This window comes from Halomonas denitrificans, assembly GCF_003056305.1.
GTDB classification, from domain to species: Bacteria; Pseudomonadota; Gammaproteobacteria; order Pseudomonadales; family Halomonadaceae; genus Halomonas; species Halomonas denitrificans.
Genome location: NZ_PYVX01000002.1, coordinates 269,344 through 290,695 on the forward strand (window position 1 = coordinate 269,344; position 21,352 = coordinate 290,695).

A 21,352-nucleotide genomic window follows, 5' to 3' on the forward strand; every position below is an offset into this window, starting at 1 on the left:
TGGCCTGGGTGGGGCGGGATCTTCCGCTCGCGGGCGGAAGGGGCTTTCCGGAAGGCTACCCGCGACGCGGGGCGCGCCACTTGACGCCGATCAAGGGTTAATTAGCAGGCTCTTAATGTTGGCGTAATCTTTACGCAAGCTGCTGAATCAAAAGCGGATTGAGGGGGAGGTCCCGGCAACAAAAAAAACGCCCCGCCGGTGGGCGGAGCGTTCGCTGTTCTCGTGGCCGGGGCGCGGCCCGCGGCGGTCATCGATCAGGGCGGCGTGGGTGACCCGCCGGTCTCGATGCTGTGATAGACCAGGCGCAGCTCGTCGATGGAGAGATGTTCCAGCTTCCCCGAGAGGAGGTCGCTGATCTTCTGCATCGGCAGGCCGGCGCGGCGCGCGATCTCGCGGCTGCCCAGGTCGGACACGGCGATCAGCCGTGTGATGATGCGCATGAGGCGCGTACGTTTTTCCAGGTCCCTGACATCGAGGCCAGGGCTACTTCGCGGAGGGTCGGTGGGTTCCGCGTGGGCGGGGTGACGTGCCGTGCTCATGATGCTCCAGTTGGCGATTGCGACAAGCACACTATGGCGGCTGTAGGACGTTTTTGCCAGTCTCCATTGGGGGAATTTTCGGGGAAAAATCGTCGCGGCGGCGGGGCCCGGCGAGGTGCCGGGTGTGTGGAATATCAAACATCGCGGCCGGGCGGCGGCGCGGCCTCGCCCGCGGGGATCTCCGGCGCCCTACCTTTCTTTATATGTCTGTTCTACATGATTTTATTGCCACGTTTCCTCGTTGCGTTCGGGGGAAGACGCCGCCAGATGAGACAAATGTCTACGCTGGCGGCGTTTCATATCCCTTGAACGTTTTTCTATCGTTTACTACTTTGTAGACGTTTTTAGAAAAAATCGTAAATCACATAACGACAAACGACGACGAGGCTGACATGAACAACGAGACGTCGCATGAAACGCACCTGAAACGCGTCCTGGCGCGCAAGGACGTGCTGGCCCTGGCCTTCGGCGCGATGATCGGCTGGGGCTGGATCGTGCTGACCGGCAGCTGGATCCAGTCGGCCGGCAGCCTGGGCGCGATCACCGCCTTCCTGATCGGCGGGCTGATCATCGTGCTGGTCGGGCTGACCTACGCGGAGCTCGCCTCGGCGATGCCCCAGGTCGGCGGCGAGCACGTCTACAGCTACCGCGCCATGGGGCACTTCGCCTCCTTCCTCTGCACCTGGGCCATCACCCTGGGCTACGTCAGCGTGGTGGCCTTCGAGGCCGTGGCGCTGCCCACCGTGGTGGAACACCTCTTCCCGGACTACGCGGTGGGCCAGCTCTGGACCATCGCCGGCTGGGACGTGAAGGCGACCTGGGTCGCCGTCGGCGTGGCCGGGTCGCTGGCCATGATGGCGATCAACTACATCGGCGTGCGCACCGCCGCCCTGGTGCAGAAGGTCGTGACCCTGCTCATCCTGGCGGTGGGGGTGATGTTCATCACCGGGGCGCTCTTCCAGGGCAGCGCCGAGACCATGCAGCCGCTGTTCAGCGTCGAGGAGGGCGTGCTGGGCGGCATCATGATGGTGATCATCATGGTGCCCTTCATGTTCGTCGGCTTCGACGTGATCCCCCAGGCCGCCGAGGAGATCGACCTGCCGTTCAAGGAGATCGGCCGCGTGCTGATGATCTCGGTGATCCTGGCCGTGTTCTGGTACTCCTTCATCATCCTGGGCACCGCGCTGATGCTCGACCCCGCGGCGCTGGGCGCGAGCTCCCTGGCGGTGCCGGACGCCATGCAGGCCGCCTTCCAGGCGCCCTGGGCCGGCAACCTGATGATCCTGGCCGGCATCGCCGGCATCATCACCAGCTGGAACGCCTTCTACATCGGCGGATCGCGGGCCATCTACGCCCTGGCCCACGCCGGCATGCTGCCGGCCTTCCTGGCCAAGCTGCACCCCCGGCATCGCACCCCGACCAACGCCATCCTGGTGATGGGCGTGCTGTCCTCCCTCGCGCCCTTCTTCGGCCGGCAGGCGCTGGTATGGCTGGTGGTCGCCGGGGGGCTCGGCATCGTCATCGCCTACCTCTTCGTGGCGCTCTCCTTCGTGGTGCTGCGCCGCAACGAGCCCGAGATGGCGCGGCCCTTCCGGGTCCGCCGCGGCAAGACCGTGGGGGCGCTTTCGGTGCTCCTCTCGCTGGCACTGATCGGCATGTACCTGCCGGGCAGTCCCTCGGCGCTCTCCACCATCGAGTGGGTCATCTTCGCCGGCTGGATGCTGATCGGCCTGGCCCTCTACGCCTGGTCGCGGGCCCGTTACGGCGTCGCCTACAGCGACACCATGATGCGCCGCGAGCTGGCCGGCGCGGATCCCTATCCCGGCCGCTGAACGATGCCGCCCGCCCTCGCCGCTCCGGCGGCGAGGGCCTCGGCCGACGAGGATGGCGATGGCCATCCTTTATTTTTGACACAATTTAAAAATGTAGATATTTTTTGAAGGTATCAACATACAACATGGAGCCCCCGAGATGACCGTCCTCACCCAGCTGCCCGAGACCGCCATGCCCCTGCCCGCCGCTCTGTGCGGCTTCACCCTGGCCCCCTCCGCCCAGTCGCCGCGCCTGCTCGAGCTCACCGTCGGCCGCGAGGTGGTCGCGGCCTTCCTCGAGGCCGTCGCCGAGTGGCCGGTGCAGGCGCTGGAGTACAAGTCGATGCTGCGCTTCCGGGTGGCCAAGATCCTCGACGACCTGTGCGACAACACCCTGCAGCCGGTGCTGATCAACACCCTGGTGGACCGCGCCACCGGCGGCCTGCAGGTCACCCCCGAGGGGCTGGACGACGTCGAGCAGGCCGACGAGATGGTCAAGTTCGCCACCGCCGTGGCGCACCTCATGGGGCGCTCCAATTTTGATGCCATGAGCGGCCAGTACTACGCCCGGTTCGTTGTGAAGAACGTCGATGACTCCGACAGCTACCTGCGCCAGCCGCACCGGGTGATGGAGCTGCACAACGACGGCACCTTCGTCGAGCAGGACACCGACTACGTGCTGATGATGAAGATCGACGAGCAGCACATGCAGGGCGGCGACTCCCTGCTGCTGCACCTGGACGACTGGGAGGAGCTCGAGCGCTTCTACTGCCACCCGCTGGCGCGCCGCGAGATGCGCTGGACCGCACCGCCCAGCAAGAACGTCGCCCGCGACATCCACCATGCGGTCTTCGACGTGGACGCCGAGGGCCGGCCGATCATGTCCTACATCGACCAGTTCGTGCAGCCCAAGGACTTCGAGGAGGGCAACTGGCTGACCGACCTCTCCGAGTCGCTGGAGAACAGCCCGGCGATCCTCTCGGTGCCCAACCCGGTGGGCAGCTTCCTGTTGATCAACAACCACTTCTGGCTGCACGGTCGGGATCGCTTCACGCCGCACCCGGACCTGCGCCGCGAGCTGATGCGTCAGCGCGGCTACTTCACCCACGCCAAGACCCTGCGCAATCCGCGCCAGGTCTGAGGCGCATCGCCGCGATCGACGCGTTACCCTGACGAGGCCACGCCGGCATGACGGCGTGGTCGTCGCATTATTAGAAGAACGAGGACGGCATGTACGATTTCATCATCATCGGCGGCGGCATCCTGGGGATGTCCACCGCCATGCAGCTCCAGCAGGCCTGGCCCGATCGCCGCATGCTGGTGGTGGAGAAGGAAAGTGAGGCGGCGCGCCACCAGACCGGCCACAACAGCGGCGTCATCCACGCCGGGGTCTACTACACCCCGGGCAGCCTCAAGGCGCGCTTCTGCCTGGAGGGCAACCGCGCCACCAAGGCGTTCTGCGACGCCCACGGCATCGCCTACGACACCTGCGGCAAGCTGCTGGTGGCCACCAACGCGCAGGAGCTCGAGCGCATGGAGGCGCTGTGGGAGCGCACTGCGGCCAACGGCCTCGAGCGCGAGTGGCTTCAGGCCGGGGCGCTTGCCGAGCGCGAGCCCAACATCACCGGCATCGCCGGGATCTTCGTGCCCTCCAGCGGCATCGTCGACTACGCCGAGGTCACCCGGGCGATGGCCGCCGAGTTCGAGCGCCTGGGCGGCGAGATCCGCTACGGCGCCGAGGTCACCGCCCTGGAGGAGCGCCGCCAGGAGGTGGTGGTCACCACCGGCGCGGGGACGTTCACCGGGCGCTACCTGGTCTCCTGCTCCGGCCTGATGGCCGACCGGGTGGTGCGCCTGCTCGGCCGCGACCCCGGCTTCAGCATCTGCCCCTTCCGCGGCGAGTACTACCGGCTGCCCGCCGAGCACAACGCCATCGTCAACCACCTGATCTACCCCATCCCGGACCCGTCCATGCCGTTTCTGGGCGTGCACCTGACGCGGATGATCGACGGCAGCGTGACCGTGGGGCCCAACGCCGTGCTGGCGCTGGCCCGCGAGGGCTATCGCAAGCGCGACGTCTCGCTTGCCGACATGGCGCGGATGTTCAGCGACCCGGGCATCCTCAAGGTGCTGGGCAAGAACCTGGGGCCTGGGATCAAAGAGATGAAGAACTCGCTGCACAAGCGCGGCTACCTGGAGCTCGTGCGCAAGTACTGCCCGAGCCTGACCCTCGAGGACCTCACGCCCTATCCGGCCGGGGTACGCGCCCAGGCGGTGACCCGCGACGGCAGGCTCGTCGACGACTTCCTGTTCGTCAACACGCGGCGTACCGTGAACGTCGGCAACGCCCCTTCCCCGGCGGCCACCTCGGCGCTGCCCATCGGCGCGCACATCGTCGACAAGGTGAAGGAGCTGGTCGAGGCGTGAGCCGCTATCGACTTAAGGGGGATTGCCGAAAATATCAGAGAACGTAGAAATAGTGACATGGTGACTCACGCTCGCCCCTGCTAGCGTTGCCTGAGGCGTCGCGACCCGACGCCGGACCATTCATAACAATCGTTCACGACAACCTGGTTCCAGGACCGGAGGAATGCCATGCGACTCCTGAAGTACGCCGCCACCGCCACGCTGCTGGCCACGGCCCCGCTGGCCGCCGCCCAGCAGCTCTCCATCGCCACCGGCGGGACCGGCGGCACCTACTACCCCTACGGCGGCGGTCTCGCCGAACTGATCGGCAACCATATCGAGGGCGCCGAGGCCGTCGCCGAGGTCACCGGCGCCTCGGTGGAGAACATGGGACTGGTGTGGCGCGGCGACTCCGACCTGGCCCTGGCGCTGGCCGACACCGTCTACCAGGCCTACAACGGCACCGGCGACTTCGAGGGCCGCCAGCTCGAGAACATCCGCGCGCTGGCCTCGATCTACCCCAACGCCGTGCAGATCGTCACCCTGGCCGATTCCGGGATCGAGTCGCTCTCCGACCTCGAGGGCAAGACGGTCTCCGTGGGCGCGCCGGGCAGCGGCACCGAGGTCAACGCCCAGGCGCTGCTCGAGGCCAACGGCATCACCTACGAGGACATCGATGCCCGTCGCCTGAACTTCAACGAGACCGCCGACGCCATCCGCGACGGCGACATCGACGCCGGCTTCTGGAGCGTGGGCCCGCCCACCAGCTCGATCATGAACCTGGCCACCACCCGCGACATCCGCCTGGTCGGGCTGACCGACGAGGAGATCGCCAAGGCCAAGGAGGCCGAGCCCGTGTTCGCGGCCTACCAGCTCAAGGCCGGCCTCTACGAGGGCATGGACGAGGCGGTGCAGAGCATCGGCATCCCCAACGTGCTGGCCGTGAGCAGCGAGATGGACGAGGAGATGGCCTACCAGATCACCAAGGTGCTCTTCGAGTACACCGACGAGCTGATCGCCATCCACCCGGCGGCCAACGACACCACCGTCGAGTTCAGCGTGGAGTCCACCCCGATCGCCTTCCACCCCGGGGCGCTGCGCTACTACGAGGAAGTGGGCGCCGAGGTCGGCGACCACCAGCGTCCCTGATACGTGATGCGCGCATCGCGCCTGATCGCGGGGCGGGCCTGGCTGCCCGCCCTGCTGCTTTGTGCGGGGCTGTGGGCCGCCGCTCCAGCGCCCGGCGACAGCGCCGCGCCCCCGGCGAGGCTCGAGGTGCGTGACGCCGACGGCGAGCGCCTGGTGAGCCTGCCCATGCCCGAGGGCGACGGGTGGTGCCTGGAGTGGAACCACTCGGTCGAGGGCTTCGCGGTGCTCGACTGCTACCGCCACCGCGACGGGCGCATGGTGCTCGAGCGCAGCCACCTGCCCGACTTCGCCGCGGGGCTCGACCACATCCCCGGGCGCGGCCGCCAGGTCTCCGACGGCGAGGGCGGCTACTGGATCGAGGCGATCGACGAGCCCGTGCCGGGCAACGCCTATCGGCTTCGGGTAGGGGCGATGCGCGTCGACCACCGCCTGGTGGTCGACGGCGAGCGCACGAGCCTGAGCCGCCTGGCGGCCAATGAGCGGGTGACGATCCGGCTGGCGCTGCCGACCGACGCATCCGACTGACCCACAACCCTGCAGACACTCCCGCGAGAGGATCACGATGAGCGATTCGGGCACCTCCCCCGTCATCCCCGGCAGCCAGGCGAACCATTCGCGCCCGGTGCTGTGGCTGATCACCCTGGTGGCAGTGGGACTGTCGCTGTTCCAGCTCTACTCCGCCGGCATCCAGCCGCTGGGGCTCTTCTACCAGCGCAGCATCCACCTGATGCTGATCATGATGCTGGCCTTCCTGATGTTCCCCCTGCTGGGGGCGAAGCACGATCGCGGGCCGATCAGCGGCCTGGTCGATGCGGTCTTCATCGGCGGGGCGCTGATCACCGGCGGCTACCTGGTGCTCTACCTGGACGACATCATCAATCGCGCCGGCTTCTGGAGCCAGACCGACATCGTCGTCGGCTGCATCGCCACGGTCACCGTGCTGGAGGCGGCGCGCCGGGCGGTGGGGCTCGGCATGACGATCATCGGGCTGATCGCCATCCTCTACGCCTTCGCCGGTCCTCGCGGCGAGCTGCCCTGGCTCGGCCAGTTCCTGCCGGGCATTCTCGAGCACCGCGGCTACAACCTGGATCGCCTGGTCGGCCAGCTCTACCTGGGGCAGGAGGGCATCTTCGGCCTGCCGATGGGCGTGGCGGCCACCTACATCTTCATCTTCGTGCTGTTCGGCGCCTTCCTGGAGATCACCGGCGCCGGCAAGTTCTTCATCGACCTGGCCTACGCCGCCACCGGCCGCCAGCGCGGCGGGCCGGCCAAGGCGGCGGTGATCGCCTCCGCCGGCATGGGCTCGATCTCCGGCAGCGCCATCGCCAACGTGGTCACCACCGGCGCCTTCACCATCCCGCTGATGAAGCGCCTGGGCTACAAGCCCCACCAGGCGGGCGGCATCGAGGCGGCGGCCTCCACCGGCGGGCAGATCATGCCACCGCTGATGGGCGCCGGGGCCTTCCTGATCGCCGAGTACACGCGCATGCCCTACCTGGATGTCGTCAAGGTGAGCATCCTGCCGGCGATCATGTACTTCGCCACCGTCTACCTCTTCGTGCACATCATCGCCCTGAAGCAGGGCATGCAGGGCATGGCGCGCTCGGAGCTTCCCCAGGTGCGCGACGTGATGGGCGCCGGCTGGCACTTCCTGCTGCCGTTGCTGGTGCTGGTGTGGCTGCTGGTGATGAACATGTCGCCGATGCGGGTGGGCTACTACGCCATCCTCACCATGCTGGCGGTGGCGGTGGCGCGCTTCGCGGTGTGGTTCCTGTTCATCGCGCCGCGCAAGGGTCAGAAGGTGACCGGGGAGACCCTGCGCGAGGCGCTGAAGGCCGGGCTGGTCAAGCTGGTCGGCGGTCTGGAACTGGGCGCCCGCAACGCCGTGGCGGTCTCCATGGCCTGTGCCGTGGCCGGCGTGATCGTCGGCGTGGTGGGGCTGACCGGCCTCGGCCTCAAGTTCTCCTCGATGATGATGGCCTTCTCCGGCGGCAACCTGCTGCTGGCGCTGGTCATGGTGCTGCTGGCGAGCCTGGTGCTCGGCATGGGGCTGCCGGTGACGGCGAGCTACATCGTGCTGATCGTGCTGGTGGGCCCGGCGCTGACCGCCGAGTTCGGCGTGCCGCTGCTGATCGCCCACCTGGTGGTGTTCTGGTACTCCCAGGACTCCAACGTCACCCCGCCGATCGCCCTGGCGGGCTTCGCCGGGGCGGCGATCGCCGGGGCCAAGCCCATGGATACCGGCTTCCAGGCCTGGAAGTTCGCCAAGGGGCTCTACCTGATCCCGCTGTTCATGGTCTACAACCCCGAGATCATCATGGGCGGCCCGGTGCCGCTGCTGGTCTGGACCGCCTTCACCGGCCTGCTGGCGCTGGGCGCCTTCGCCGCGGCCCTGGAGGGGTACCTGTTTACGCGCATGGGCTGGCCCTCGCGAGCGCTGCTGCTGCCGGCGATCGTTGCGGTCTTCTACCCGAGCCTCGCGGTGGAGGTCGCCGGGGCGGCGCTGATGGTGCTTGTCCTGGCCGGCAACTGGCTGGTCAGCCGGCGCTCGAGCGTGCCGGCCTGACGTGAAAGGCCCCGCCCGAGGCGACTCGGGCGGGGCCTTTTGGGAGTGTGCGTCACGCTCAGTAGGTGGCGTCGCCGTCGACGGCTTCCTCGGCCTCGTCCACCGCCTCCTCGGTCGCCTCTTCGGTGGCGTCCGCGGCGTCTTCGGCCTCGTCCATCGCCGCGTCGGCGGCCTCTTCGGTGGTCTCGCCGGCGGCCTCCATGGCGTCTCCGGCCTCGCTCATTGCCTCGTCGGTGGCCTCCTCGGTGGCCTGCATGGCGTCTTCGGTCTCGCTGGCGGCCTCCTCGGTGGCCTCTTCGACCTCCGCGGCGGCGTCGTCCAGGGCCTCGCCCGTCTCGTCGGCGGCCTGCTGCATCTCCTGCTCGATCTGCGCCTCGGTCTCGGCGGCCTCTTCGGCGGCGGTGTCGCTGCCGTCGTCGCAGCCGGCGAGCAGCAGGGCGGTGGACAGGGCGGCGATCAGGATCAGTGGCTGTTTCATGACTCTCTCCATCGTTGGGGGGATCCGCTGGGCGTGTTCCTTTGCCCTTCACTCAATGACCCTAGCAGCCAAACTGGCACTCAGGGTGAAAGTGTTGTCGCGCGTAGGCGACGGTCGCTCTCGGGTAAGGAAGCGGGCGTCGCCCTCTGCTAGAATGTTGGCCTTCCATTTTTGACCGTGCCACGTGGTGCCTGCCCCGTGGCCCTTTCGTCGTTCTTTCTTGCCAGGAGTCGCAGATGTCGTCATCGAAGCAGTCGCCGAAGGTCGGCGTGATCATGGGGTCGAAGTCGGACTGGCCCGTCATGGAGCATGCCGTGGCGATGCTCGAGCGCCTGGGCGTGCCCTGTGAGACCCGCGTGGTCTCCGCCCACCGCACGCCGGACCTGCTCTTCGACTACGCCAAGCAGGCCGCCGGGCGCGGCCTCTCGGTGATCATCGCCGGCGCCGGCGGCGCCGCCCACCTGCCCGGCATGGTGGCCTCCCAGACCGCGCTGCCGGTGTTCGGCGTGCCGGTGGAGTCCAAGGCGCTCAAGGGGCTGGATTCGCTGCTCTCCATCGTGCAGATGCCCGGCGGCGTGGCCGTGGGCACCCTGGCCATCGGCAAGGCCGGCGCGACCAACGCCGGGTTGCTGGCCGCCCAGGTGGTCGCCCTGCAGGACGACGAGGTGCGCCGCGCCGTGGAGGCCTTCCGCGCCGAGCAGACCGAGACCGTGCTCGACAACCCCGACCCGCGCCCCGCGGCCGAGTGACAGGAGAGAGCCCATGAACATCGGCGTACTGGGAGCCGGCCAGCTGGGCCGCATGCTGGCCCTGGCGGGCTATCCGCTGGCCAACCGCTTCACCTTCCTCGACACCACCGGCCACCCCAGCGTCGGCATCGGCGAGGTGATCATCGATACCGACCAGAAGCACCTGGCGAGCTTCCTCGAGCAGGTGGACCTGGTCACCTACGAGTTCGAGCACCTGCCGGTGCCGCTGGTCCAGGCCATCGAGGAGCACAAGCCGGTCTATCCCTCCAGCGAGGCGATCCGCGTCTGCCAGAACCGCGCCGAGGAGAAGGCGCTGTTCGACCGCCTGGCGATCCCCACGCCCGCCTACCGCCTGGTGGAGAGCGCCGTCGAGCTCGAGGCGGCGGCCCGGGAACTGGGCACGCCGGTGGTCGCCAAGTCGGTCACCGAGGGCTACGACGGCAAGGGCCAGGCGGTGGTGAAGGACCCGAGCGAGGCCGTCGAGGCCTGGCGCACGATCAACCACCCACGGCTGATCGTCGAGGCCTTCGTCGACTTCGTGCGCGAGGTGTCGATCATCGCCGTGCGCGGCCGCGACGGCGAGGTGGTCTTCTACCCGATGGCCGAGAACCAGCACGTGGACGGCATCCTGCGCTACTCCATCGCGCCGATGCCGGACCTCGACGACGGCGTGCAGCAGACCGCCGACGGCTACATTCGCGCGCTGCTCGATGAGCTCGACTACGTGGGCGTGCTGACCCTGGAGCTCTTCCAGACCCGCGACGGCGCGCTGCTGGCCAACGAGATGGCGCCCCGGGTGCACAACTCCGGCCACTGGACCATGGACGGCGCGGTGACCAGCCAGTTCGAGAACCACCTGCGGGCCATTCAGGGCCTGCCGCTGGGCGACACCGCGGCGCGCATGCCCACCTGCATGGTCAACGTGATCGGCCGGGAAGGGGAGGCGGCCGAGCTCCTCGCCCTGCCGGATGCCCACCTGCACCGCTACGACAAGGCCGAGCGCCCCGGGCGCAAGCTGGCCCACGTCAACCTGCTGGCGCCGACCCACGACGAGCTGCTCGAGCGGGTGCGCGCCTGCGCGGCCCTGCTGCCCGACGCGCCCGCGCCTCGCTTCAGCTTTGACTAGCCGCGCTTAAGCGTCGACTAGCCCTGCTTCAAACAGGGCGGGGCGACCCCGCCGGCAACGAGAAGGCCCCGCACGAGCGGGGCCTTCTGCCGTCTGGCGGGAGGGTGGCGAGTCAGGCGTTCCCGCGGCGCCCCTTCACGCCCAGGAACGCGCAGCCCACCCCGATGAGCACCATCACGGCGATCACCCACAGCGGGCTGTAGAAGGTGGTGTAGACCTCCCAGCCCATCAGGCCGAGCACCTCGGAGAATGCCGTCGGCGCGCCGACCAGGTGGCCGCCGATGGTGCCGGTGGCGGCGAAGAAGAGCCCGCCGATCAAGGCGAGCAGCACCAGCACCCAGCGTCGCGCGCCGTCGAAGGCGGCGGCCCCGGCCCGCCAGACCAGCACGGTGAGCATGGTGAAGATGCCCAGCGACCACAGCGACATCAGCAGGTGATTGCGCCCCAGGGGGCTGTGGGTATGGGCCGCCAGCGGCCAGACCAGAAAGCCCGAGACGACGGCGGCCAGGCCGCCGAGCAGGCCGAGCACCAGCACCGGCAGCAGGGCGGCGCGGCTCAGCTCGGCCAGCCGCCCGGGCAGCAGGGCGCCGACCAGGGTCATCAGGGTCGCGAGGGCCCAGAAGCCCAGCGGGAAGTGCACGAGCATGTGGTGAATGCCGGTCATGAGCGGTCTCCTCGAGGCGTCGGGCGGAAGGCGGGGAGCAGGGCCAGGGTCACGCCGAGCATGGCGATCAGGCCGGCCGCCAGGGTCATCCACCAGCGCGCGGTGATGGCGTCGTTGAACTCCATTTCCACCCCGTAGCGGGCCAGCTGCGCCTCGCCGTGGCGGGCGCGCACCGGAGTGCCCAGGGCGATGTCGTCGGCGCCGGCGTGGGCCTCGCTGATCAGCAGCGGCCAGTCGACCTGGCCGGGGTAGAACAGGGTCATGTCGAACCAGGTGTCGTCCCACGCGGGGGCGCTGCCGCGAAAGGCGGTGGCCTGGAGGTCCGCCTCGCGGCCGAGCCCCAGGGTGTAGGGGTGGGAGACATAGTGCCAACGGCTGCCGGTGGCGTTGCGGTACACGGCGATGGCGACGTCGTAGACCCCCTGGTCGTGGAGGATCTTGTCGTCCAGCGGGTGGCCGGTGTCCAGGTCGCGCACCAGGGTCACGTCCCAGTAGCCGTCCTCCCAGCGGGCCTGGCCGTGCACGGCGATGCTGCCCCGCGAGCCGTCGGGGGTGCGCAGCAGGCGCCGGGGGATCACGTCGCCGTCCTGCCAGTCGTGGTCGGGGTCGAAGTCGGTGCGGTTCTCCTCGGAGAGGTAGTAGACGCCGTCGAAATCGACCTCGCCGGAGATCACCTCTTCCCAGCGCAGGGCCCGCCGGCCGGTCTCGTCGGGATCGAGCATCCAGCGCGGCTGCTCGGCCTCGTCGTCCCAGTTGGTGGTGTAGGGACCCGTGCCGGCGTCGCTGTTGCGATACTCGCCCACCCACTGGTCGTCGGAGGCGCCGATGGGGTTGGAGCGCCCGGCGCGCCAGTGCCAGAGGTCGAGGAAGTAGCCGGCCTCGCGCTGGGCGGCGAGCACCTCGGCGTCCTCGACGCTGCGCCAGTCGTTCTGGTCGCGGCGGGTGGCCGGCAGGTACTTGCGCACGTCGTTCTTGCCCATCTCCTGGCCGAGGCGGGGGTGCTCGGCGACCTCGGCGGGGCTGGCCGAGTCGCTGAAGAAGCGCATCCGGTCGCCGGCGGTGATGTAGCCGCCGTAGCGACCGAACTCGGGCACGCCGCCGTCGTCCACCAGCATGGCGACCCGGTCCTCGTAGGTGCCGTCGGGGCTGGGGCCCGGGATGGATCTGCCGTGGCGGATCCATTCGCCATCCTCGAAGCGCAGCATGTCGTGGTAGACGTGGGGCTGCTCGGCGGGCCAGCGATAGCGGAAGAAGATCCGCTCGTCGTTGTACGCGGCCTGGACCTGCAGCGGCATGGTCAGCGCGTCGGGAATGACGATGTTGCGCTCGGGGTCGTTGCCGACCACGCCGCTGCCCTGGGTGACCCACGCGAGCCCTAGGGCGGCGGGCAGCCCCAGGACCAGCCAGGGCCTGACAGCCTTGTCGTGACGCGCCATATGACCTCCTGAATCGGCGGTAAGGACCGATGCGGCCCATCCTCAGTGTGGACCGGGATCGCGGAGAGGGATTGATGCAGGTCAAGCAATCGCCGGGCGGCGGCACGGCCGTCGCAGCGAGCGTCCCCGCCGTGGCATGCTAGGTGGCGACGTCAGCGGGGCAGGACGGCCACGGGGAGCGGGAGACGGTGATGGAAACGGGAAGCGGCGTGCAGGCCTGGCTGCCGGTGGCGGTGTCGCCCAGCGCGACGGCGCTGATCCTGCTGGGGGTGATTCTCTCCTCGAGCATCTTCGCCGATGCCGTGGCACGGCGCACCCGGCTGCCGCGCATCTCGCTGCTGGTGATGGTCGGCGTGGGCGTGGCCGTCATCCAGCAGTGGGTGCTCGGGGCGCCGGAGCCTCGCCCCCTGGACGGCCTCGGCGAGCCGCTGATCCAGGTGGCGCTGGTGATGGTGGCCTTCCTGCTCGGCGGCGAGCTGACCCGCGAGCGCCTGCAGAGCATCGGTCCGCTGCTGCTGATCCTGTCGCTCTCGGTGATCGGGGTGGGCGCCCTGGCCGTCGGCGTCGGCCTGCTGGCGCTGGGCTTCCCGCTGGTGGTCGCGGTGTCGCTGGCGGCGATCTCGGTGGCCACCGATCCGGCGGCCGTCCAGGAGACGGTGCACGCCAGCGGCGACAGCCGGCTGCGCGCGCGGCTGCTGCTGGGGATCGTGGCCATCGACGACGGCTGGGGCATCGTGGTCTTCGGCCTGGCCATGGCGGGTCTGGGCTGGGGGCTCTCCGGTGCCGGGGGCGGCGAGCGGGCCCTGCTGGAGGCCGGCTGGGAGCTGGGCGGCGCGCTGCTACTCGGCGCCGCGGTGGGCCTGCCCGCCGCCTGGCTGACCGGGCGGCTGAAACCCGGCGAGCCGACTCAGGTCGAGGCCCTGGCGCTGATCCTGCTGCTGGCCGGGCTCTCGGCTTGGCTGGGGGTCTCGTCGCTGCTGGCCGCGATGATCACCGGGGTGCTGGTCGCCAACCTCTCCACCCACCACACCCGCTCCTTCAACGAGATCGAGCACATCGAGTGGCCCTTCCTGGTCTTCTTCTTCGTGCTCTCCGGGGCCAGCATCGACCTCTATCACCTGGACGACGCCCTCGGCCTGACCCTGGCCTACATCCTGCTGCGCCTGCTGGGGCGCTACCTGGGCGGGATGCTGGGGGTGCGCCTGGCGCGGGAGCGCCAGGCGGAGCTGCCGCGCAACATCGGCCTGGCCCTGACGCCCCAGGCCGGGGTGGCGATGGGCATGGCGCTGCTCGCCGCCGAGCAGTTCCCCGCCTACGGGTCTCTGCTGCTCTCCGCGGTGGTGGGCTCGACGGTGGTCTTCGAGATCCTCGGGCCCGTGCTGGTGCGGCGGGTGCTGAGATAGCGGATACGAAAACGGCCGCCAACCGGGGCGGCCGACTCGAGGGTCGATCGGCGAAGGACGCCGCCGCGTCATTCAGCCCATCAGCAGGCGGCTGGCCAGGAAACCGCCGCCGAGCAGCAGCACGAACAGCGTCAGTGCCAGGATGAAGGGGCGCAGGCCGAGGCTTTTCAGCTTCTCGATCCGGGTCTCGTAGCCCAGCGCCGCCATGGCCATGGTCAGCGCCAGCTGGCCGGCCAGCACCAGGCCGTCGTGGAGGGGGGCGGGCAGGCGCACGAAGCTGTTGAAGACCACCATGGCCATGAAGCCGAAGGCGAACCAGGGGATCACCAGGCCGCCGCCGGCCGCCTGCGCCTCGCCGCCCTCGCGGCGGCGCATCCACCACTGGCCGACGATCAGCAGGAAGGGCACCAGCAGCATCACCCGCACCAGCTTGACGATCACCGCGTTGGCCAGGGCATCGGGGCCCACCGCCTCGCCGGCGGCCACCACCTGGGCGACCTCGTGAACGGTGGCGCCGATATAGACGCCGTAGAGGCCCTCCTCCATGCCCAGCAGCGGATAGAGCAGCGGGTAGAGCAGCATCGCCAGCGAGCCGAACAGCACCACCGTGGCCACCGCCATGGAGGTGGCCGCCGGGCGCGAGCGGATGGTCGATTCGGTGGCCAGCACCGCGGCGGCGCCGCAGATGGCGCTGCCGGCGCTGGTCAGCAGGGTGGTCTCGCGGTCCATGCCCAGCACCCGGGTGCCGATCAGGTAGCCGGTGACCAGCACGCTCGTGATCACCAGCACGTCGAGCATCAGCACCCGGGGGCCCAGGGCGGCGACCTGCTGCAGGGTCAGCGAAAGGCCGAACAGCACGATGCCGCTGCGCAGCAGCCAGCGGGTGGCGAACTTGAGCCCCGGGGCGGTGTGCTGAAGGCGCCCGGCCAGCGGGGTGTTGCCAACCAGGATGCCCAGCAGCAGCGCCACCACCAGGGGGCTGATGCCGGCGCCGGCCAGCAGGGGGAGTTGCGCCAGTCCGAAGCCAACGACGGTCAGGGCGGTACAGACCGCCAGGCCTTGCCTCATGATGCTCTCCTCTCGAGGGAATGATCGGGGCTATGCTAGGCGAGGCTCAGGTCGTATGGTTATCAGTTAATAACGAACTGGCTTTTCGGAAAAACCGATATGACTCCCACGGTGAGTTTTCGACAGCTGCAGGTCTTCGCCGCGGTGGCGCGACTCGGCACGGTCAGCGCGGCCGCCGTCGAGCTCAGCCTCTCCCAGTCGGCGACCAGCCAGGCGCTCTCGGACCTCGAGCGGCACCTGGGGATCGCGCTCTTCGAGCGGCTGGGGCGCCGCCTGCACCTCAACGACCTGGGGCGCCGGCTGCTGCCCCGGGCCGAGGAGCTGCTGGACGGCGTCGCCGGCTTCGTGGCCGAGGCCACCGAGCCCGAGGGGCGGCTGCAGGGCGTGCTCAGCGTCTCCGCCAGCGCCACCGTGGGCACCTACCTGCTGCCGGCCCTGGCCGGCCGCTTCAGCGAGGCGCACCCGGCGGCGGACCTGCGGCTCAGGCTGCGCAACACCTTCGAGGTGATCACCGACGTGCTGCGCCTGGAGGCGGACCTGGGGCTGATCGAGGGGGAGTGTCGTGAGCCGGCGCTGGCCAGCGAGCCCTGGTGCGAGGACCGCATGGTGGTGGTGGCCGCACCGGGCCATGCGCTGGCCCGGCGCGGCCGGCTCGACGAGGCGGCGCTGGCCGAGGCCGACTGGATCCTGCGCGAGACCGGCTCGGGCACCCGCGGCGTCTTCGAGCAGGCGATGCGCGCCCGGGGTGCGCCGCCCAAGGTGCGCATGGAGCTCGGTCAGCACGAGGCGATCAAGCAGGCGGTGCGGGCCGGCCTGGGGCTCGGCTGCCTGTCGCGGCTGAGCGTGGCCGGCGAGCTCGAGCGTGGCGAATTGATCGCCCTGGAGACGCCGCTGCGACTGCGCCGCACCTTCTCCCTGGTCTGGCACCCGCAGCGCTATCGCAGCCCGCTATGGCAGGCCTTCAAGGTGTTCCTGGTGGAGGCCCGCCACTCAGGCCAGCCCGCCGCTGAGCCCTAGCCACAGGGCGATGGCCGCGAAGTGCCCGGGGTACCAGCCGAGCCACAGCCGGCGCGGCATGGTGAACGGCACGGCCGGGGGCAGGCGGTGGGCACCGGCGGCCAGCAGCAGGATCGCCAGGCAGGTGGCGACGGTGAAGGACTTGGCCATGTCGGAGCTGTTCATCAGCCCGGCCACCGTCAGCACCGGCAGGGCCATGGCGGTGGCGGCGAGGCGCTCGGCGAGGGCCTCGCCGCCCTCGTGCAGGGCCCGCATGGCGACCATGTAGAACGGGATCATCAGCAGGCCCAGGTGGCTATACTCGACCCAGGGACCGGCCGCGGCCCAGGCGGCGACGGCGAGGCCGACCTCGGCGGCCAGGCGCGGGACGCCGAGCGCGCCGCGTTCGAGGCGCTCCCTGAGGGCCTGCAGCCAGACGCCGCCGGTCAGGCCGAGGGAGAGGGTGAAGCAGATGTTGAGGATCAGGCCATCCGCCTCCCGGGGCATCAGCATGTAGGGCAGCTGGGCCACCAGGCCGATCACCAGGATGCGCCGCGCGTAGCGCAGCGGGTTGCGGGTGTTGAAGAGACCGTGCCAGGCGACCATGGCGGCGAAGAGGGGGAAGGCGATGCGGCCGATGGAGGAGCCGGCCCAGCCCAGCCCCCAGTCGTCGGGGACGACGTAGCGGGCCAGGTGATCCACCGTCATGGTGACCAGGGCCAGCCACTGGCCCCAGCCGGTCCAGGTGGACGAAGGACGGTGCACGGCGGCGGTTCGGAAGGCGGCACTTTGCGGCTGAGTCATCGGAACCTCGCTGAGTGGATGGGAACCGCATGGACCCGAGGCCCGCGAGGGAGTTCCGGGTCGCGATTCGGCAACAGGCGCGGGGCTCGCGCGTCGCCGGATCGCCACGGTGAAGGAGGGGCAGGCGATGGTGATCGGACTGCTGCAGTGCGATGACGTGGCGCCCGAGCTGCGCGAGGTCCACGGCAACTATCCCGCGATGTTCGAGGCGCTCTTCCATCGCGTCGACCCGACCCTCGCGTTTCGCGTCTGGCGCTGCCTCGACGGCGAGATCCCCGACGATCCCGAGGCGGTGGACGCCTGGATGACCACGGGATCGAAGTTCGGGGTCAACGACGCGCGGCCCTGGCTCGCCGCGCTGGAGGCCTTCGTGCGCGACCTGTGGGCCGCGGGCAAGCCGCTGGTCGGCATCTGCTTCGGCCACCAGCTGATGGCCCAGGCCCTGGGCGGCGAGGTGGTGAAGAGCGAGCGGGGCTGGGGCGTGGGCCTCTCGTTCAACCGGGTGACCGAGCGCGCCGACTGGATGGTGCCCTGGCAGCCCGGCCTCGACCTGCTGGTCAGCCACCAGGACCAGGTGGCGCGCCTGCCCCCGGGGGCGCGGGTGCTCGGCGGCAGCGACTTCTGCCCCTGCTACCTGATGCAGCTCGGCGAGCACTTCCTCGGCGTGCAGGGCCACCCCGAGTTCACCAAGGCCTATTCCCGTGACCTGATGGCGCTTCGCGCCGACCAGGTCGGTCACCATCGGGTGCGCCAGGGCGAGGCGTCCCTCTCGGCCCCGGTGGACGATACCCTGATGGTGCGCTGGATCCTGGCCTTCCTGCGCCGGGCGATCGCTTCACGCCGCTAGCGCCGCTAGCGCCCGGCCGACAGCCGCGGCGCTGCTCGCTCGACGCCCCAACGCACGACCGGGGCCCCTGCGGGCCCCGGTCGTTGTCGGAGGGTCGGCGCGTGGCGCCCTTGGACTCAGTCCTCGCCGAAGTACTTGGCGTGGATCTCGTCGTAGGTACCGTCGGCCTTGAGGGTGGCCAGGGCCTCGTTGAAGGCGGCGGCCAGTTCCTTGTCACGCTGGCGGAAGGCGATGCCGAAGCCCTCGCCGAAGTACTCCTTGGGCTCGGTGACCTTCTCGCCGACCACCTTGTAGTCGCCGGCGCCGCTCTCGAGCAGGGTGGACTTGCCGATCGGGAAGTCGAGGAAGGCGGCGTCGAGGCGGCCGGAGTCCATGTCCAGCACCATGTCGTCGGCGGTGGCGTAGCGGTTGACCTCGGCCACGTCGCCGTACATGTCGGTGACGTAGTTGTCCTGCAGGGTGCCGCGCTGCACGCCGAGGGTCAGGCCCTCGAGGGTCTCGTCGGACGGAGTGCCGATCTCGACGTCGGCGGGAGCGAACCAGGCCGAGGGCGGCGTGATGTAGGGGTCGGAGAACAGCACCTGCTCGCGACGCTGCTCGTTGATGGTCATGGAGGACATGATGGCGTCGTACTTGCGCGCCTGCAGGCCGGGGATGATGCCGTCCCAGCCCTGCACGACCCACTCGCACTGGATGCCGATCTCGGCACACAGGGCGTTGCCCAGGTCGATGTCGAAGCCGGTCAGCTCGCCCTCGGGGGTGCGGAACTCCATGGGCTCGTAGGGCACGTCGACGCCGATGCGAATGTCGCGGACCTCGGCGTTGGCGCTGCCGGCGATCAGGGTGGCGCCGATGACGCCGAGACTCAGGAGGTGGTTCATTTTCATGGGGGTTGTCCCTGTTGTTGGTGCGTTCACCTTGTGGGTGCTGACTCGATCACGATATTCGATGATCGGGTCCATCGGAAGGGGCGAGCGCGTGATTCGAGCGCCCGCTTCCAACGCTTGTTTGACGCTCCTTGTCGTCGACGGTCAGCCGCTGGCCGGCTTGAGGTGCGCCAGCAGCCGCCTTTCCAGGTAGCGGAACAGGTAGAGGATCGCGAAGGTGAGGCAGAGGTAGATCGCCGCCACGAACAGGAAGGCATCGAAGGGCGCGTAGAAGCGCGCATAGACGAAGCGCGCCGCGCCGGTGAGGTCCATGATGGTGACTACGCTGGCGATGGCGCTGGCGTGGAGCATGAAGATCACCTCGTTGCCGTAGGCCGGCAGCGCCCGGCGGAAGGCGCTGGGCAGCACGATGCGCCGTAGCATCAGTCCCTTGGACATGCCGTAGGCGCGCGCCGCCTCGATCTCGCCGCGATCCGTGGACTTGATGGCGCCACGGAAGATCTCGGTGGTGTAGGCCGCGGTATTGAGGGTGAAGGCGATCAGCGCCGGCACGAAGGGCTCCTCGAGGATCACCCACAGCCAGGTCTCCTGGATGCCTTCGACGAAGACCACGCCGTAGTAGATCAGGTAGAGCTGGACCAGCAGCGGCGTGCCGCGGAACACGTAGCAGTAGAGGAAGATCGGCAGGCTCACCCAGCGGTACGTCGAGCCGCGGCCGATGGCCAGCGGCACCGCCAGCACCAGGCCGATGATCAGCGACAGGAACACCAGCTGCACGGTGGTGACCAGGCCCTCGCCGTAGTAGCCGAGGGTCTGCAGGGTGAAGATGCTGTTGTCGGCCAGCCGGGCCTCCAGCCAGGTCATCAGGGCGTCCATCAGTCTGCCTCCCGGTAGCCGACGTTATAGCGTTTCTGCAGCCGCGCGAAGCCCCACTCGGAGACGCTGGCGATCAGCAGGTAGATGGCGGCCACGATGATCATGAAGGTGAACGGCTCGCGGGTCGCCTTGGAAGCCTCGGCGGCCACGCGGACCATGTCCGAGAGCCCGATCACCGAGACCAGCGCGGTGGTCTTGAGCAGCACCATCCAGTTGTTGGAGAGCCCCGGGATCGCATGGCGCATCATCTGCGGGAAGCGGATGCGCCGGAACACCAGCCACTGGTTCATGCCGTAGGCGCGGCCCGCCTCGATCTGGCCGCTGTCGACGGCCAGGAAGGCGCCACGGAAGGTCTCGCCCATGTAGGCGCCGAAGATCAGGCCGATGGTGAGCACCCCCGCCACGAACTCGTTGACGTTGATGAAGATGTCGATCCCGAAGTGGTTGTAGAGGGCATCGGTGATCTGGTTGATGCCGATCTGGCCGCCGAAGAACAGCAGCATCATCAGCACCAGGTCCGGCACGCCGCGGATGATGGTGGTGTAGAGGGTGCCGATGCGGTGGGCCACCCAGCTGCGCGACATCTTGGCGCTGGCGGTGAGAAGCCCCAGCACGATGGCCAGCGCCAGGGAGAGCACCCCCAGCTGGATGGTGATCATGGCGCCCTCGAAGAGGCGCGGGCCGTAGCCATGCAGGTCGATCATGTCTCTCTCCTTGTCCCGAGCCGGCCCATCAGTGCTTGGGCGCCAGGAACTGCTTGAGGCGCTCGGAGCGGGGGTTGCCGAGCACCTCGTCGGGCGGTCCGGCCTCCTCGACCTGGCCCTGGTGCAGATAGATCACCTGGGTGGAGACATCCCGGGCGAAGGCCATCTCGTGGGTCACCACGATCATGGTGCGCCCCTCCTTGGCGAGGTCGCGCATCACCTTGAGGACGTCGCCCACGAGCTCCGGATCCAGCGCCGAGGTGGGCTCGTCGAACAGCATCACCTCCGGGTCCATGGCCAGCGCCCGGGCGATGGCGCCGCGTTGCTGCTGGCCGCCGGACATCTGGGCCGGGTAGTAGTCGGCGCGCTCGGCGAGGCCGACCCGCTCGAGCAGCTCGCGGGCATGGGCGATCGCCTCCTGCTTGGGCTTGCCGAGCACGTGGACCGGGGCCTCGATGATGTTCTCGAGCAACGTCATGTGGGCCCAGAGGTTGAAGCCCTGGAAGACCATGGAGAGCTTGGCGCGCATGCGCACCACCTGCTTCCAGTCGGCCGGCTCGCGGCCGTGCTTGGTCTCCTTGAAGCGGATCTGTTCGCCGTGGACGATCAGGTCGCCCTCGTTGGGCTGCTCGAGCAGGTTCATGCAGCGCAGGAAGGTACTCTTGCCGGAGCCGGAGGCTCCGATCAGGGTGATCACATCGCCCTTGTGGGCCTTCAGGGAGAGGCCCTTGAGGACTTCGGTATCGCCGAAGCGCTTGGTGATATTGCGCACTTCCAGCGGAATCGGGGTATCGGCCATGAAACGGGCTCCAGATCGTGGGTGGTCTGCCGCATCGAGGATCG

At 69.1% G+C, this 21,352-nt stretch carries 21 protein-coding genes; 11 read left to right on the forward strand and 10 right to left on the reverse strand.

Annotation, left to right across the window (positions count from 1 at the left end; all coding sequences use genetic code 11):
• Nucleotides 1-254: 254 nt before the first annotated feature.
• Nucleotides 255-539, reverse strand: coding sequence for an XRE family transcriptional regulator (locus C9F13_RS07350; RefSeq protein WP_108445589.1), 285 nt, complete (start codon nucleotides 537-539; stop codon nucleotides 255-257).
• A gap of 392 nt (nucleotides 540-931) precedes the next feature.
• Here C9F13_RS07350 and C9F13_RS07355 point away from each other — a divergent pair, with 392 nt between their 5' ends.
• The 6 genes from C9F13_RS07355 (at nucleotide 932) to C9F13_RS07380 (ending at nucleotide 8,471) form a co-directional block, all read left to right on the forward strand.
• Nucleotides 932-2,371 carry an APC family permease gene (locus C9F13_RS07355; RefSeq protein WP_108445590.1) on the forward strand — a complete coding sequence of 480 codons (1,440 nt, stop codon included), beginning with the start codon at nucleotides 932-934 and terminating at the stop codon, nucleotides 2,369-2,371.
• Nucleotides 2,372-2,510: 139 nt separating this feature from the next.
• Nucleotides 2,511-3,491 carry a glutarate dioxygenase GlaH gene (gene glaH / locus C9F13_RS07360; RefSeq protein ID WP_108445591.1) on the forward strand — a complete coding sequence of 327 codons (981 nt, stop codon included), beginning with the start codon at nucleotides 2,511-2,513 and terminating at the stop codon, nucleotides 3,489-3,491.
• An 89-nt stretch (nucleotides 3,492-3,580) separates the two neighbouring features.
• A complete protein-coding gene (lhgO, locus tag C9F13_RS07365) occupies nucleotides 3,581-4,777 on the forward strand; it encodes an L-2-hydroxyglutarate oxidase (protein WP_108445592.1) in 1,197 nt (398 codons plus the stop codon).
• A 168-nt stretch (nucleotides 4,778-4,945) separates the two neighbouring features.
• On the forward strand, nucleotides 4,946-5,905 hold the full coding sequence (locus C9F13_RS07370; RefSeq protein ID WP_108445593.1) for a TAXI family TRAP transporter solute-binding subunit: 960 nt from the start codon (nucleotides 4,946-4,948) through the stop codon (nucleotides 5,903-5,905).
• 6 nt (nucleotides 5,906-5,911) lie between these two features.
• A complete protein-coding gene (locus C9F13_RS07375; protein ID WP_108445594.1) occupies nucleotides 5,912-6,430 on the forward strand; it encodes a DUF1850 domain-containing protein in 519 nt (172 codons plus the stop codon).
• A 37-nt stretch (nucleotides 6,431-6,467) separates the two neighbouring features.
• Nucleotides 6,468-8,471: a TRAP transporter permease gene (locus C9F13_RS07380; RefSeq protein WP_108445595.1), complete on the forward strand. Its 2,004-nt coding sequence runs from the start codon at nucleotides 6,468-6,470 to the stop codon at nucleotides 8,469-8,471.
• A 58-nt stretch (nucleotides 8,472-8,529) separates the two neighbouring features.
• On the opposite strand, the gene C9F13_RS07385 is transcribed toward C9F13_RS07380, so the two are convergent.
• Complete coding sequence (locus tag C9F13_RS07385; protein ID WP_108445596.1) at nucleotides 8,530-8,949, reverse strand: hypothetical protein; 420 nt, start codon at nucleotides 8,947-8,949, stop codon at nucleotides 8,530-8,532.
• A gap of 236 nt (nucleotides 8,950-9,185) precedes the next feature.
• Here C9F13_RS07385 and purE point away from each other — a divergent pair, with 236 nt between their 5' ends.
• Both purE and C9F13_RS07395 read left to right on the forward strand, forming a co-directional pair.
• Nucleotides 9,186-9,698 carry a 5-(carboxyamino)imidazole ribonucleotide mutase gene (gene purE / locus C9F13_RS07390; RefSeq protein ID WP_108445597.1) on the forward strand — a complete coding sequence of 171 codons (513 nt, stop codon included), beginning with the start codon at nucleotides 9,186-9,188 and terminating at the stop codon, nucleotides 9,696-9,698.
• A 13-nt stretch (nucleotides 9,699-9,711) separates the two neighbouring features.
• Nucleotides 9,712-10,824, forward strand: coding sequence for a 5-(carboxyamino)imidazole ribonucleotide synthase (locus C9F13_RS07395; RefSeq protein WP_108445598.1), 1,113 nt, complete (start codon nucleotides 9,712-9,714; stop codon nucleotides 10,822-10,824).
• A 112-nt stretch (nucleotides 10,825-10,936) separates the two neighbouring features.
• Here C9F13_RS07395 and C9F13_RS07400 read toward each other — a convergent pair whose 3' ends face one another.
• Nucleotides 10,937-11,488 carry a DUF2231 domain-containing protein gene (locus C9F13_RS07400; protein ID WP_108445599.1) on the reverse strand — a complete coding sequence of 184 codons (552 nt, stop codon included), beginning with the start codon at nucleotides 11,486-11,488 and terminating at the stop codon, nucleotides 10,937-10,939.
• Nucleotides 11,485-12,924, reverse strand: coding sequence for an ethylbenzene dehydrogenase-related protein (locus C9F13_RS07405; RefSeq protein ID WP_108445600.1), 1,440 nt, complete (start codon nucleotides 12,922-12,924; stop codon nucleotides 11,485-11,487). Before C9F13_RS07405 ends, C9F13_RS07400 begins: the two co-directional genes overlap by 4 nt.
• A gap of 191 nt (nucleotides 12,925-13,115) precedes the next feature.
• On the opposite strand from C9F13_RS07405, the gene C9F13_RS07410 reads away from it, so the two are divergent.
• Nucleotides 13,116-14,327, forward strand: a complete 1,212-nt coding sequence (locus C9F13_RS07410) for a cation:proton antiporter (RefSeq protein ID WP_108445601.1) — start codon at nucleotides 13,116-13,118, stop codon at nucleotides 14,325-14,327.
• Between the two features lie 72 nt (nucleotides 14,328-14,399).
• On the opposite strand, the gene C9F13_RS07415 is transcribed toward C9F13_RS07410, so the two are convergent.
• The gene (locus C9F13_RS07415) at nucleotides 14,400-15,395 is read right to left on the reverse strand and encodes a YeiH family protein (RefSeq protein WP_108445602.1); all 996 of its coding nucleotides are present in this window, start codon (nucleotides 15,393-15,395) and stop codon (nucleotides 14,400-14,402) included.
• Between the two features lie 111 nt (nucleotides 15,396-15,506).
• Here C9F13_RS07415 and C9F13_RS07420 point away from each other — a divergent pair, with 111 nt between their 5' ends.
• Nucleotides 15,507-16,412, forward strand: a complete 906-nt coding sequence (locus C9F13_RS07420) for a LysR substrate-binding domain-containing protein (RefSeq protein ID WP_245888726.1) — start codon at nucleotides 15,507-15,509, stop codon at nucleotides 16,410-16,412.
• Here C9F13_RS07420 and C9F13_RS07425 read toward each other — a convergent pair.
• Nucleotides 16,386-17,195, reverse strand: coding sequence for a TraX family protein (locus C9F13_RS07425; RefSeq protein WP_108445604.1), 810 nt, complete (start codon nucleotides 17,193-17,195; stop codon nucleotides 16,386-16,388). The genes C9F13_RS07420 and C9F13_RS07425 overlap by 27 nt on opposite strands.
• Nucleotides 17,196-17,322: 127 nt before the next feature.
• Here C9F13_RS07425 and C9F13_RS07430 point away from each other — a divergent pair, with 127 nt between their 5' ends.
• Entirely contained in the window at nucleotides 17,323-18,042 is a 720-nt protein-coding gene (locus C9F13_RS07430; protein WP_108445605.1) for a glutamine amidotransferase-related protein, read from the forward strand.
• A 116-nt stretch (nucleotides 18,043-18,158) separates the two neighbouring features.
• Here C9F13_RS07430 and C9F13_RS07435 read toward each other — a convergent pair whose 3' ends face one another.
• From C9F13_RS07435 to C9F13_RS07450, 4 genes are all read right to left on the reverse strand, one after another.
• Nucleotides 18,159-18,923: a transporter substrate-binding domain-containing protein gene (locus C9F13_RS07435; RefSeq protein ID WP_108445606.1), complete on the reverse strand. Its 765-nt coding sequence runs from the start codon at nucleotides 18,921-18,923 to the stop codon at nucleotides 18,159-18,161.
• 150 nt (nucleotides 18,924-19,073) lie between these two features.
• On the reverse strand, nucleotides 19,074-19,805 hold the full coding sequence (locus C9F13_RS07440; protein ID WP_108445607.1) for an ABC transporter permease: 732 nt from the start codon (nucleotides 19,803-19,805) through the stop codon (nucleotides 19,074-19,076).
• Nucleotides 19,805-20,509: an ABC transporter permease gene (locus C9F13_RS07445; RefSeq protein ID WP_108445608.1), complete on the reverse strand. Its 705-nt coding sequence runs from the start codon at nucleotides 20,507-20,509 to the stop codon at nucleotides 19,805-19,807. The genes C9F13_RS07440 and C9F13_RS07445 overlap by 1 nt, the downstream gene beginning before the upstream one ends.
• A gap of 28 nt (nucleotides 20,510-20,537) precedes the next feature.
• On the reverse strand, nucleotides 20,538-21,308 hold the full coding sequence (locus C9F13_RS07450; RefSeq protein ID WP_108445609.1) for an ABC transporter ATP-binding protein: 771 nt from the start codon (nucleotides 21,306-21,308) through the stop codon (nucleotides 20,538-20,540).
• Nucleotides 21,309-21,352 lie beyond the last annotated feature (44 nt).